This window comes from Aeromicrobium sp. REDSEA-S32_B7, assembly GCF_001626145.1.
GTDB lineage: Bacteria > Actinomycetota > Actinomycetes > Propionibacteriales > Nocardioidaceae > Aeromicrobium > Aeromicrobium erythreum.
In genome coordinates, this window is sequence record NZ_LUNF01000281.1 from 18,009 (window position 1) to 29,579 (window position 11,571).

Annotated in this window: 13 protein-coding genes; 10 read left to right on the forward strand and 3 right to left on the reverse strand. The window is 72.8% G+C overall.

Annotated elements, in window-relative coordinates:
• The first annotated feature begins 95 nt into the window (after nucleotides 1–95).
• The 10 genes from A6Q79_RS16715 (at nucleotide 96) to A6Q79_RS16760 (ending at nucleotide 9,362) form a co-directional block, all read left to right on the forward strand.
• A complete protein-coding gene (locus A6Q79_RS16715) occupies nucleotides 96–1,289 on the forward strand; it encodes an acyl-CoA dehydrogenase family protein (protein ID WP_067855822.1) in 1,194 nt (397 codons plus the stop codon).
• Nucleotide 1,290: 1 nt separating this feature from the next.
• Complete coding sequence (locus A6Q79_RS16720; protein WP_286690146.1) at nucleotides 1,291–2,187, forward strand: alpha/beta hydrolase; 897 nt, start codon at nucleotides 1,291–1,293, stop codon at nucleotides 2,185–2,187.
• Nucleotides 2,188–2,213: 26 nt separating this feature from the next.
• Nucleotides 2,214–2,510, forward strand: coding sequence for a DEAD/DEAH box helicase family protein (locus A6Q79_RS16725; RefSeq protein WP_317698814.1), 297 nt, complete (start codon nucleotides 2,214–2,216; stop codon nucleotides 2,508–2,510).
• Entirely contained in the window at nucleotides 2,447–4,687 is a 2,241-nt protein-coding gene (locus tag A6Q79_RS16730; protein ID WP_317698815.1) for a helicase-related protein, read from the forward strand. Before A6Q79_RS16725 ends, A6Q79_RS16730 begins: the two co-directional genes overlap by 64 nt.
• Nucleotides 4,688–4,748: 61 nt before the next feature.
• On the forward strand, nucleotides 4,749–5,243 hold the full coding sequence (locus A6Q79_RS16735; RefSeq protein ID WP_067855831.1) for a general stress protein: 495 nt from the start codon (nucleotides 4,749–4,751) through the stop codon (nucleotides 5,241–5,243).
• Nucleotides 5,244–5,311: 68 nt separating this feature from the next.
• Nucleotides 5,312–6,355 carry a MaoC family dehydratase gene (locus A6Q79_RS16740; RefSeq protein WP_286690148.1) on the forward strand — a complete coding sequence of 348 codons (1,044 nt, stop codon included), beginning with the start codon at nucleotides 5,312–5,314 and terminating at the stop codon, nucleotides 6,353–6,355.
• The gene (locus tag A6Q79_RS16745) at nucleotides 6,355–6,927 is read left to right on the forward strand and encodes a histidine phosphatase family protein (protein ID WP_286690149.1); all 573 of its coding nucleotides are present in this window, start codon (nucleotides 6,355–6,357) and stop codon (nucleotides 6,925–6,927) included. The genes A6Q79_RS16740 and A6Q79_RS16745 overlap by 1 nt, the downstream gene beginning before the upstream one ends.
• A gap of 9 nt (nucleotides 6,928–6,936) precedes the next feature.
• Nucleotides 6,937–7,761: a PHP domain-containing protein gene (locus A6Q79_RS16750; RefSeq protein ID WP_286690150.1), complete on the forward strand. Its 825-nt coding sequence runs from the start codon at nucleotides 6,937–6,939 to the stop codon at nucleotides 7,759–7,761.
• A gap of 461 nt (nucleotides 7,762–8,222) precedes the next feature.
• Nucleotides 8,223–8,684: a hypothetical protein gene (locus A6Q79_RS16755; RefSeq protein WP_067855843.1), complete on the forward strand. Its 462-nt coding sequence runs from the start codon at nucleotides 8,223–8,225 to the stop codon at nucleotides 8,682–8,684.
• Nucleotides 8,685–8,714: 30 nt separating this feature from the next.
• On the forward strand, nucleotides 8,715–9,362 hold the full coding sequence (locus tag A6Q79_RS16760; protein WP_317698816.1) for a TetR/AcrR family transcriptional regulator: 648 nt from the start codon (nucleotides 8,715–8,717) through the stop codon (nucleotides 9,360–9,362).
• A 99-nt stretch (nucleotides 9,363–9,461) separates the two neighbouring features.
• Here the strand turns inward: A6Q79_RS16760 and A6Q79_RS16765 are convergent, their stop codons facing one another.
• The 3 genes from A6Q79_RS16765 to A6Q79_RS16775 all read right to left on the reverse strand — a co-directional run.
• On the reverse strand, nucleotides 9,462–10,193 hold the full coding sequence (locus tag A6Q79_RS16765) for an FAD-binding oxidoreductase (RefSeq protein ID WP_236749832.1): 732 nt from the start codon (nucleotides 10,191–10,193) through the stop codon (nucleotides 9,462–9,464).
• Nucleotides 10,190–10,810, reverse strand: a complete 621-nt coding sequence (locus A6Q79_RS16770; protein WP_067855848.1) for a sulfite oxidase-like oxidoreductase — start codon at nucleotides 10,808–10,810, stop codon at nucleotides 10,190–10,192. Before A6Q79_RS16770 ends, A6Q79_RS16765 begins: the two co-directional genes overlap by 4 nt.
• Nucleotides 10,807–11,571 (reverse strand): alpha/beta hydrolase (locus tag A6Q79_RS16775; RefSeq protein ID WP_317698817.1); only part of this gene is annotated, 765 nt, incomplete at its 5' end. The genes A6Q79_RS16770 and A6Q79_RS16775, both read right to left, overlap by 4 nt.

The following is an 11,571-nucleotide window of genomic DNA, read 5'->3' on the forward strand; positions in this document are numbered from 1 at the left end:
GGCGTCCTGTGCGACGGCTCACGGGGAGTCCTGCGGTGCTGGACGTTACTCGCGGGTATCGTCGGCGTGTCACCCACGAGACGGAGGAACAACGCATGGGACGCCTCGCCAGCACCGAGAACCTCACCGAGGAGCAGACCGCGATCCTCGAGACGATCCGCGACTTCGTGGACGAGAAGATCATCCCGGTCGCCCAGCAGCTCGAGCACGACGACGAGTACCCGACCGAGATCATCGAGGGGCTCAAGGAGCTCGGCGTCTTCGGCCTGACGATCCCTGAGGAGTTCGGCGGTCTCGGCGAGTCGCTGCTGACCTACGCGCTGGTCGTCGAGGAGATCGCTCGCGGCTGGATGAGCGTCTCCGGCGTCATCAACACGCACTTCATCGTCGCCTACCTGCTGCAGCAGCACGGCACCGAGGAGCAGAAGCAGAAGTACCTCCCGAAGATGGCAGTCGGCGAGGTCCGCGGCGCGTTCTCGATGTCCGAGCCGGGCCTCGGCTCCGACGTCTCGGCCGTCTCGACGAAGGCGACGAAGAAGGACGACGGCTCCTACTCGATCACCGGCCAGAAGATGTGGCTGACCAACGGCGGCACCTCCACGCTCGTGGCGGTGCTCTGCAAGACCGACGAGGGTGCCGACTCCGTCTACAAGAACATGACGACCTTCCTCGTGGAGAAGGAGCCGGGCTTCGGCGAGACCGCCCAGGGCGTCACCGTCCCCGGCAAGATCGCCAAGATGGGCTACAAGGGCGTCGAGACGACCGAGCTCATCCTCGAGGACCACCAGATCTCCGCTGACCAGATCCTCGGCGGCGAGCCGGGCAAGGGCTTCTTCCAGATGATGGACGGCGTCGAGGTCGGCCGCGTCAACGTCGCGGCCCGCGCCTGCGGCCTCGCGATCCGCGGCTTCGAGCTCGCGATCGCCTACGCGCAGCAGCGCAAGACCTTCGGCAAGCAGATCGCCGACCACCAGGCCGTGCTGTTCCGCCTCGCCGAGATGGCCACGAAGGTCGAGACCATCCACGCGATGATGGTCCGTTCCGCGAGGCTGAAGGACACCGGCAAGCGCATGGACGTCGAGGCCGGCATGGCCAAGATGCTCGCGAGCGAGTACGCCAACGAGGTCGTCGAGGACTCCTTCCGGATCCACGGTGGCTACGGCTACTCCAAGGAGTACGAGATCGAGCGCCTCATGCGTGAGGTCAAGTTCATGCTCATCGGCGAGGGCACGTCCGACATCCAGAAGATGATCATCGGGCGCGCGCTGCTCAAGGACTACAAGCTCTGACATGAGCGTGCGCGAGAACGTCACGTTCGCGTCGCAGGGCACCACCGTCGCCGCCTGGCTCTATCGGCCGGACGGCGACGGGGGAGCGGCTCGACCTGTGATCGTCATGGCGCACGGCCTGGGCGGCGTCCGGGAGATGCGGCTCGACGCGTTCGCCGAGCGGTTCGCCGACGCCGGGTACGTCTGCCTGGTCTTCGACTACCGCCACTTCGGGGCCAGCGACGGACAGCCGCGCCAGCTGCTGTCCGTGCGTCGTCAGCGGCAGGACTGGGCGGCCGCCGTCGCGTTCGCGCGCACGCTGCCCGGCGTCGACGCCTCCCGCACCGTGCTGTGGGGCTCGTCGTTCTCGGGCGGGCACGTCATCGCCGTGGCCGCCGACGACCCGTCGGTCGCGGCCGTCGTGTCGCAGTGCCCGTACACCGACGGGCTGGCCTCCAGCCTGGCCGTCGCCCCCCTCACGTCGCTGCGCGTGACGCTGCGGGCGCTCAGCGACCTCGTGGGCAGCTGGTTCGGGCGTCGCCCCCGCAGCATCCCGCTGGCCGGCGAGCCGGGCACGGTCGCGCTGATGACGGCCCCCGACGCCGTGCCCGGCTACCTGGCGCTGGTGGAGGAGGGCTCGACCTTCCGCAACGAGGTCGCCGCCCGCGTGGCGCTCGACATCGCGCTCGGCCGGCCCGGGGCGAAGGCGCGGCGGCTGCGCTGCCCGGCGCTCTTCGTCGTGTGCGAGCGCGACACGGTGGCGCCGGCGAGGGCGACGCTCAAGCACGTCGCCAAGGCGCCGCAGGGCGAGGTGGTGCGCCGCGACACCGGACACTTCGACATCTACGTGGGCGAGGAGTTCGAGACGACGGTCCGCGACGAGCTCGCGTTCCTGCAGCGGCACGTCCCGGCGACCTGAGCGGACCGCGGCGCGATGATGGGCGCATGACCGGCCCGTTCGCGCTGCGCCGCTTCCAGGCCGAGGCGCTCGACGCTCTCGAGCGGGCGCGCGCCGCCGGTCGGCGCAGGTCCTGGGTGTCGCTGCCGCCTGGCGCGGGCAAGACCGTGCTCGGGACGGAGCTGGTGGCGGCGCGGCTCGCCGCCGAGGGGCGTCGGGCTGTCGTGCTCACGACGAGGACGACGACGCGGAGGCGTCGGCAGGTGGGTCGGGTCCGCTCGTGGACCGGCTGCACGAGAACGGACGCGCGCTCGTGGCCGCACTGCGCGAGGCAGGTCCGCTGACCGTCGTGCTCGACGAGTGCCACCACCTCCTCGAGACCTGGGGCGCCCTGCTGCGCGAGGTGCTCGACCCGCTCGAGGACGTGCTGGTCCTCGGTCTCACGGCCACGCCGCCGGGCGTGCTCACCCGTCGACAGGCCGAGCAGGTCGAGGAGCTGTTCGGCGACCTCGCCTACCAGGCCTCGATCCCCGCGGCGGTCCGCGAGGGCGACCTCGCCCCGTTCGCGGAGCTGGCCTGGCTGGTGCGGCCCTCCGCCGAGGAGGAGGCGTGGCTCGCGTCGTCGGCCGTGCGGTTCGCCGAGCTGACGACGGAGCTCCTGAGCCCCGGGTACGGCTCCGTGCCGCTGCTGACCTGGTTCGACCGGAGGATCGGCGAGCTGCCCGTCCCGTGGACCACGTTCGAGCGCGACGAGCCGGCCCTGGCCACGGCGGTGCTCCGGCTCGTGCACGCCGACCTGCTCGACCTCCCGCGCGACGCCGTCCTGCGCGAGCAGCATCGCACCGACCTGACCGCCGAGGACTGGGCGCGGCTCGTCGACGACTGGGTGCGCGGCTGCCTCGCCCGCAGCGACGTCGACGCCGACCGCAGCGTGCTCGAGGACCTGCGCCGGGCCATGCCCGGCATCGGGTTCCGCGTCACGCGGCGTGGGGTCAGCGGGGCGGGGTCCTCGGTCGACCGCGTGCTCTCGCGCAGCGCCGGCAAGATGCGGGCGGCCGCCGCGGTGCTGCAGGCCGAGCGGGACGCGCTGGGCGAGCGGCTGCGCGCGGTCGTCGTCTGCGACCACGAGCGAGCCTCACCCACGTCGTCACTCGTGCTCCGCGACGCCCCCGCCGAGCACGGGTCGGCGCTGGAGGTCATGGACGCCCTCCTCGGCGGCGGCTTCGAGCCGGTGCTGCTCACCGGACGCACCGTCGCGGCCGGGGACGCCACGGCGCGGCGTCTCGTCGAGGTGCTGGGCCGGATCGCCCCGGACCTCGAGCTGCGCACCGAGCCGCTCGAGGGCGCCGAGGACCGGCTCCACCGTCTCGTCGGCCCATGGACCAGCCGACGGTGGACGCCGCTGGTCACGCGGGCCTTCCAGGACGGCCACTGCGACGTGCTCGTCGGCACCCGCGCCCTGCTCGGCGAGGGCTGGGACGCGCCGCGGGTCTCGACGCTGGTCGACCTGTCCACCGCGTCGACGACGTCGGCCGTGACCCAGACGCGCGGTCGGGCGCTGCGCACCGACCCGACCTGGCCCGACAAGGTCGCCACGACGTGGAGCGTCGTCTGCGTCGCCCCAGAGCACCCGGGCGGCGACTCCGACTGGCGCCGCTTCGTGCGCAAGCACGACGGCTACTTCGGCGTCGACGACGACGGTCAGGTCGTCTCCGGCGTCGCGCACGTGGACGCCCGCTTCTCGCCCTTCGTCCCGCCCGATCCCGACCTGTTCGACGTCGTCGCGCTCGACATGACGCAACGCGCTGGGGAGCGCGACGTCGTGCGGGCCCGCTGGCGCGTCGGCGAGCCGTACCGCGACGAGGTCCGGCGAGCGATCCGCGTGCGCCCGGACGACGTCGGGCGGAGCGACGGCGCGGAACCCGCGACGATGCCCGCACCCGAGCCACCATGGGCGCGGATCGGCGAGGACGGTGTCGTGTCCACCGGCCGTTCCGCACGGCTGGAGCCGTGGGACGCCGCGCGCGAGGCCGCCCGCGACCCGGGCCTCGCGGCCCACGCGTGGGTCGTGGCCGACGCCATGTCCCAGGGCGGTCTCGGCGGCCCCGGGGCGGTGGGGGTGCGTGCGGTGGTCGACGCGACCGGCACGTATCGGTTCGAGCTGGACGCCGATGCGGCCACGGCGTCGACCTTCGTCGACCTCCTGGAGGAGCTGCTGGGGCCCCTCGTCGCGCCTCGGTGGCTGGTCGCGCGTCACCAGGCGCCGCCGCCTACCGCAGGCACGGGCTGGCGCGTGCTGCTCGGCCGTGCTCGACCTGTGGCGCGCACCTGGTACGCCGTGCCGACGGAGCTGGCGCGCAACGTCGCACGGCGCCGTGCGTTCGAGCACGCCTGGGCGCGGTGGTTCGGCCCGGCGACGGTCGTCGCGTCGACGTCGGCCGCGGGGGAGGCGGCGCTGACGTCGGCCTACGGCACCACCCCGCTCGACGTCGTGACGCTGCTGCGCTCCAGCTGGTCCTGAACGCGCGTCCGCAGGTCGGAGGTCCGCGGGCGAGCCGGACGCTGCGTCCTAGACTGGCGACATGCCTCCCGTCAACCAGGGTCTCTTCACGCTCGAGTTCCCGCAGTCGCTCGGCGTCTACGACGACTACGCCACGGCGCAGAAGGTCGTCGACCACCTGTCCGACCAGGAGTTCCCCGTCCAGAACCTCCTCGTCGTCGGCACCGACCTCAAGCAGGTCGAGCGTGTCACCGGGCGACTCACCACCAGCCGCGTGGCCGGCGCCGGTGCCGCCTCGGGCGCATGGCTCGGCGTGTTCGTCGGCCTGCTGCTGAGCCTCTTCAGCAGCGAGAGCACCCTGCTGCAGAGCGTCGTCGGCGGGCTCGGCATCGGCATCGTGTTCGGCGTGGTCTGGGCTCTGCTCGGCTACGCCGCCACCCGCGGCCGTCGCGACTTCAGCTCCGTCAGCAGCGTCGTGGCCACGAAGTACGAGGTGCTGGTCGAGCACAAGCACCGCGCGCGGGCGCAGGAGCTCATCGCCGATCTGCCCGAGGCGCGCCAGAACCCCTTCGCCTGACCGTCCCGCGGCCCCGCGCCGTGCCCCTCCGCCCCGCCGACGGCGGTGGGGCGCCACCCAGGAGAGCCATGACCAAGACCAACCCCGGCAACTTCTTCGAGGACTTCCACGTCGGGCAGGTGATCGAGCACGCGACGCCCCGCACGATCACCGACGGTGACCGCGCGCTGTACGGCGCCATCTACCCGACCCGGTTCGCGATCCCGTCGTCGGCGGAGTTCGCGGCCTCCGTGGGTCTCCCCGAGCACCCCGTCGAGGACCTGGTGGCGTTCCACGTCGCGTTCGGCAAGACCGTGCCCGACGTCTCGCTCAACGCCGTCGCGAACCTCGGCTACGCCGAGTGCCGATTCCACCGTCCGGTGCTCACCGGCGACACGCTGCGCACGAGCTCGGAGGTCATCGGCCTCAAGCAGAACTCCAACGGCCGCACGGGCGTCGTCTACGTCCGCTCGACCGCCACCAACCAGCGGGGCGAGGTCGCGCTCGACTGGGTGCGCTGGGTCATGGTGCACAAACGTGACGCCGACGCACCCGCCCCGGAGACCGTGGTGCCCGAGGTGGCCGACGTCGTCGCGCCCGACGACCTCGTGCTGCCCGCCGGCCTGGACTTCTCGGCCTACGACACCACCGCGGCCGGCGAGCCGCACCGCTTCGACGACTACACGGTCGGCGAGACCATCGACCACGTCGACGGCGTCACGCTCAGCGAGTCCGAGCACATGATGGCCACCCGGCTGTGGCAGAACACGGCCAAGGTGCACTTCAACACCGAGGCCCGCCCCGACGGTCGACGACTCGTGTACGGCGGCCACGTGATCTCGCTGGCCCGTGCCCTGTCCTTCAACGGGCTGGCGAACGCGCAGCTCGTCGCCGCGATCAACGCCGGCTCGCACGTGGCGCCCGCGTTCGCCGGCGACACCGTGTACGCCTGGTCGGAGGTGCTCGACAAGGCCGCCCCGGCAGCCTGGAAGGGCACCGGGGTGGGGGCCCTGCGGCTGCGGCTCGTCGCCACCAAGGGACGCGACGAGACGACGACGCTGCGCGGTGACGACGGGAAGTACGCCGAGGGCGTGCTGCTCGACCTCGACCTCTGGGCCCTGGTGCCGCGCTGATGGGTGCCACCCTGGTCCTGGTGCGGCACGGGCAGACCGAGTGGAGCCTGGCGGGTCGGCACACGGGCCGCACCGACATCGAGCTGACCGCGGCGGGCGAGGCGACGGCGAAGGCCCTCGCTCCCGCGCTGGCGGACGTCGACTTCGACCTCGTGCTCACCAGTCCCCGGCTCCGCGCGCGACGCACGGCCGCGCTGGCCGGCTTCACGGAGGCGACGGTCGAGGACGACCTCGCCGAGTGGGACTACGGCGACTACGAGGGACTCACGACGCCGCAGATCCGCGAGTCGGTGCCGGGCTGGACCATCTGGGACCACCCGGTGCCAGGTGGCGAGACCCCCGACGAGGTGGGGGCCCGGCTCGACCGGGTGGTCGAGCGCGTGCGCGCGACGGGCGGCCGGGTGCTCGTCTTCGCCCACGGGCACAGCCTGCGGGTGCTGGCGGCGCGCTGGCTGGGCCTGCCCGTGCAGGACGGGCGCATCTTCGACCTCGACACCGCGACCTACTCCGTGCTGGGCGACGACCGCGGCCAGCCCGTGGTGCAGCGCTGGAACGTCGGCCCGACCCTCTAGCCTGACCTCGTGAGGATCGATCTCCACACCCACTCCAACCGCTCCGACGGGACCGACACGCCCGCCGAGCTGGTGGTCAACGCGGCGCTCGCCGGGCTCGACGTCGTGGCGCTGACCGACCACGACGCGACCACCGGCTGGGACGAGGCGCGTGCTGCGGGCGAGCGGGAGGGTGTCGTGGTGGTGCCGGGCATCGAGATCTCCACGACGTTCCACGGCGAGAGCGTGCACCTGCTGGGCTACGCCTTCGACCCGGCGCACCCGCCCCTGGTCGAGGAGCTGGAGCGGGTGCTGGGGGGCCGTGACCAGCGCCTGCCGCGCATCCTCGCCCGGCTGGCCGAGCACGGCATCGACATCACCGAGGAGGACGTCGCGCTGCAGTCGGGAGCCGCGGCGGCGTCGGGTCGTCCGCACATCGCCGACGCGATGGTCGCGAAGGGCTACATCGGTCACCGTGACGAGGCGTTCCAGGGCTGGCTGAACAGTCGCGGCCGCGCGTACGTCGAGCGCTACGCCGCTCCGCTGCTCGGCGCGGTGCGGCTGCTGAAGGACGCCGGCGGCCAGGCGGTGGTCGCCCACCCGTGGTCGCGTGGCAGCGACCGCGTGCTCACGGCCGACGCCTTCGAGGAGCTGGCGGCCCTCGGCCTCGACGGCATCGAGGTCGACCACGTCGACCACGACGACGTCGCCCGCCGCGGCCTGCGCGACGTCGCCCGCGCCCTCGACCTCGTCGTCACCGGCTCCAGCGACTACCACGGAACAGGCAAGTCGTCGGCCTTCCACCTCGGCGCCAACCTCACCGACCCGGGGGAGTACGAGCGCCTCCTCGGCTGACCCCTCGGCGGTGGATCCGCCACCTCCTGAGCGCTCGTGAGGTGGCAGAACCACCGCTGGGGAGGCTGAAGGCGGCAAGGGTTCTCCCTTCTCGTGGACCGTGCCGCGAGAAGGGAGAATCTCGTGTCTCCCCAACGCAAAGGGCACCCAGGATTCTTCGTTCACGCGGGCGAGGCCGAACGCTTCTGCCTTCACGACGGGATCCCGTAGCAAACGAAGCATCCTTGGCCCTGTGACGCGCGAACGCAGAATCCTGCGTCCACCCCAGCACCCATCCACAGCCCGAGACCCCAGACCAGCGCCGTCGCCAGTCGCCCGGTCGAGGCCCTCTCGGAGCGCAGGCCGGCGAGGAGCCGGGCCGACGTGCCGGCAGATCGACGAGAGCTCGACGAAGGCTCTTGAGCATCTGCTCAAACTCTGTCATGCTTCAACTGAGCGACCGCTCAAAAAAGGAGGCACGCATGGACACCCCGACGACCACCCGACCGCCCACCGGCACCGACGTGATCTGTCGCGTCTGGCTGGGAGGACTGTGCTGGGGCCCGGTGACGGCCGCGGGGGTGGTGCTCGGCTGGATGGTGTCCGGGGCCGTCCTCGACGGAGTCAGCGTCGCCGACCTCGACGAAGGGGTGGCGATGCTGCTGATCCTGATGGTCGTCGCCGTACCGATCGGGCTGCTCACCGGACTCGTGGCGGGCCTGCTCGCCGGCCTGCTGCTCGTCGCCGTCCGCCCGCTCGGCGACGTCGCGCCCTGGCTCGTCTGCGCCGTCACCCTGGTTGGACTGGCCCTTGCGTGCAGCGCCTTCACCGGACCCGGGAACGAGTTCACCTTCGTCCTCGCCGTCCCGGTCTGCCTGCTCTCCGCCTGGCCGGTGCTCCACACGCTCCGGAAGGCGCTGCGCCCCACGACGGCACGTCGATGACGTCGTCGACCACGCGGCTAGGCTCGGTGCGTGAGCGACGACCCCCGCACGCTGGCCACCCGGCGCCGACTCCTCGACGCCACGATGCAGACCATCCGCGAGCAGGGCATGGCGAAGCTGTCGGCCCGCACCATCGCCGCCACCGGCAGCGTGAACCAGGCGCTGGTCTTCTACCACTTCGGCACCGTCGACGGGCTCGTCGCCGAGGCCTGCCACGTGCTCACCAGCGAGCGGGTCGACCGGCACCGGCCCGCGCTCGACGCGGTCACCACCTGGGCCGGCCTCATCGACGTCGCCGAGCAGGTGCGTGCCGACGAGCGCGAGGAGGGCAACGTGGCCGTCCTCGGCCAGATCCTTGCCGCGTCCCACGGCAACCCCGACCTCGCGACCGCCGCGGGTCGGGCGATCGGGCTCTGGACCGGCGCGGTCCGCCCCACGCTCGAGCGGCTGCTCGCGACGTCACCCGTGGGCGAGCTGTTCGACGCCGACGTGCTCACCGACCTCGCCGCGTCGGCCTTCGTCGGCATCGAGCTCATGGAGCCCACCCGGACCGGGGAGGGCCGGCAGGCCGACGACCCGCTCGCCCGGCTGCGGCCCGTCGCCGAGCTGCTCGACGGCCTCGGACCCATCGCCCGCCGCGCCGTCCGCAGCGTGCTCCGCGGCACCCAGCGCACCTGACCCCCACCCCCCACTCCCGCCCACTTTTGGACTCTTGCGGGGCACTCCGGCGACCTCGAGTGCCCCGCAAGTGTCCAAAAGTCGGGGGATGGGGGCGGGTCAGCCGGTCTCGCCGAACTGCTCCACGCGGATCGCGTCGGACGGGAACGCCTGCTCGCGCAGCAGCCGCGTGGCGTAGCCGACGAACCCGACCGACCCGCACACGAACGCCGCCTCGACGTCGTCGAGCAGCGGCGCGACCTCGTCGGGGTAGGGCGGGGCGGCCACGCGCGCCCCGAGGTTCTCGCGCGTGAGCGCCACGAACGCGCCCGACGCCAGCAGCTCGTCGGCATAGGGGAGGCGGTCCAGCGACTTCGCCACCGCCACCACCCGCAACGCGTCAGGGTTCCCGGTGCCGATCGCGTGCCGCAGCATCGAGACCATCGGCACCACGCCCGACCCGCCGGCGAACGCCAGCGCGCGCTCGCGACCGTCCCAGGTGAACCAGCGGCCGATCGGCCCGCGCACCTCGAACGTGTCGCCCACCTGCACCTCGTCGTGCAGGAAGCCCGACACCTCGCCGTCGTCCATCCGCTCGACCATCAGCTCCACCAGCCGGTCTCCCGGGGCCGACGCCGTCGAGTACGACCGCTGCGCGGTGTAGCCGTCCTCCGCGCGCAGCCGCACGACGTAGTGCTGACCGGCGCGGTGCGGCGCCGGGTCCGGCAGCTCCAGACGCAGCCGCACGAAGCCCTCCGTCGGGTGGTCCTTCGCGCGCACCGTCGCCAGCTGCCAGCCCGTGCCACCGGGGTTCTCGACGACAGGGTCGGGCCCCGCGGGCTGACTGCTCACGGGTCCCCCTGGTAGCGCTGCTCGAGCCACGGGTCGCCACGGTCGTGGTAGCCGCCACGCTCCCAGAACCCGGGCTCGTCGTGGTCGAGGAGCTCCAGACGGGTCAGCCACTTCGCCGACTTCCAGAAGTACAGGTGCGGCACGAGCAGACGCACGGGGCCGCCGTGGTCGGCCGTCAGCGGCTCGCCGTCGGCCTCCCAGACCACCCAGGCGCGGTCGCTGCGCACGTCGTCGAGCGGCAGGTTGGTCGTGTACCCCGACGCGGTGTGCGCGACCACGTGCGTCGCGTCGGAGGCGACGCCGCAGACGTCGAGCAGCGTCTCGACGCTGACGCCGGTGAACGCGGTGTCGAACCGCGACCACGTCGTGACGCAGTGGATGTCGACGGTGCTCGTCGCGTGCGGCAGGGCGCGCAACGCCGACCAGTCCCAGGTCTGCGACTCGAGCACGGCGCCGTCGACCGTCAGCGTCCAGCGGTCGAGGTCGACCTGCGGGGTCGGCTCCGCGGAGAGCACGGGCCACTGCCGGCCCGCGTCGTACTGGCCGGGCGGGAGTCGGTCGGACTGCGCGGGCCGGCGACGGCCGACGAAGCCGCGCGTGACGGGTGCGTCGCTCATGAGAGGTCCTCCAGGAACGGGAGCCAGGCAGCGGCGAGACCCACCGGGTTCTCGACGGCGGGGGAGTGGTCGGCGCCGGGAACCACCTGCACGGTGGTCCCCAGTCGTGCCGCGAGGTCGTCCTGCACGGCGTGCGGCCACGCGTCGTCTCCGGCGCCTCGGCCCACCCACGCGGGGAGACCGGTGGCTGCGACCTCGGCGACGCGGTCGGGGGCGTCGAGCAGGTGCTGGGTGAACGCGCGCAGCCCCACCCTGGAGTTCGCCTCGAACCGGCGCAGCAGGAACGTCTCGATCTCGGGCGGGTGGGTGCCGAGGCTCGACGCCTTCAGCGCGCGGTACACGTCGCCGATCGGCTCCGGTCCGTCGAGCCGTGCGACGAGCTCGTCGAGGGGCCGCTCGGGGCTCGCGCCGAGCGCGGCGGGGCCGGTGCACAGCAGGCTCAGGCTCGCCCATCGTGCGGTGTGCTCGATCACCGCCGTCTGCGCCACGAGTCCACCGAAGGAGTGGCCCAGCAGGTGCACGCGCGTCGTGCCGAGGGCCTCGGCGAGGGCGGCTGCGTCGGCGGCGAGTGCACCCAACGAGAAGTCGTCAGCGTCGTCTGCGCTCGTCTCGTGCTGTCCGCGCTGGTCGTACGCGGTCACCGAGAACCCCGCGCCCGCGACGAGTGGGAGCAGCGGCGTGAAGTCCTCCTTGCTGCCCGTCCAGCCGGGCACCAGCAGCACGTGGGCCCGCGGGTGCTCGACCTGCGCGTGGTGCACGGC

Coding starts and splice junctions, on each gene's coding strand:
- A6Q79_RS16725 (WP_317698814.1), top strand. CDS start 2,214: ATGACCGGCCCGTTCGCGCTGCGCCGCTTCCAGGCCGAGGCGCTCGAC.
- A6Q79_RS16745 (WP_286690149.1), top strand. CDS start 6,355: ATGGGTGCCACCCTGGTCCTGGTGCGGCACGGGCAGACCGAGTGGAGC.
- A6Q79_RS16755 (WP_067855843.1), top strand. CDS start 8,223: ATGGACACCCCGACGACCACCCGACCGCCCACCGGCACCGACGTGATC.
- A6Q79_RS16740 (WP_286690148.1), top strand. CDS start 5,312: ATGACCAAGACCAACCCCGGCAACTTCTTCGAGGACTTCCACGTCGGG.
- A6Q79_RS16715 (WP_067855822.1), top strand. CDS start 96: ATGGGACGCCTCGCCAGCACCGAGAACCTCACCGAGGAGCAGACCGCG.
- A6Q79_RS16770 (WP_067855848.1), bottom strand. CDS start 10,810: ATGAGCGACGCACCCGTCACGCGCGGCTTCGTCGGCCGTCGCCGGCCC.
- A6Q79_RS16720 (WP_286690146.1), top strand. CDS start 1,291: ATGAGCGTGCGCGAGAACGTCACGTTCGCGTCGCAGGGCACCACCGTC.
- A6Q79_RS16735 (WP_067855831.1), top strand. CDS start 4,749: ATGCCTCCCGTCAACCAGGGTCTCTTCACGCTCGAGTTCCCGCAGTCG.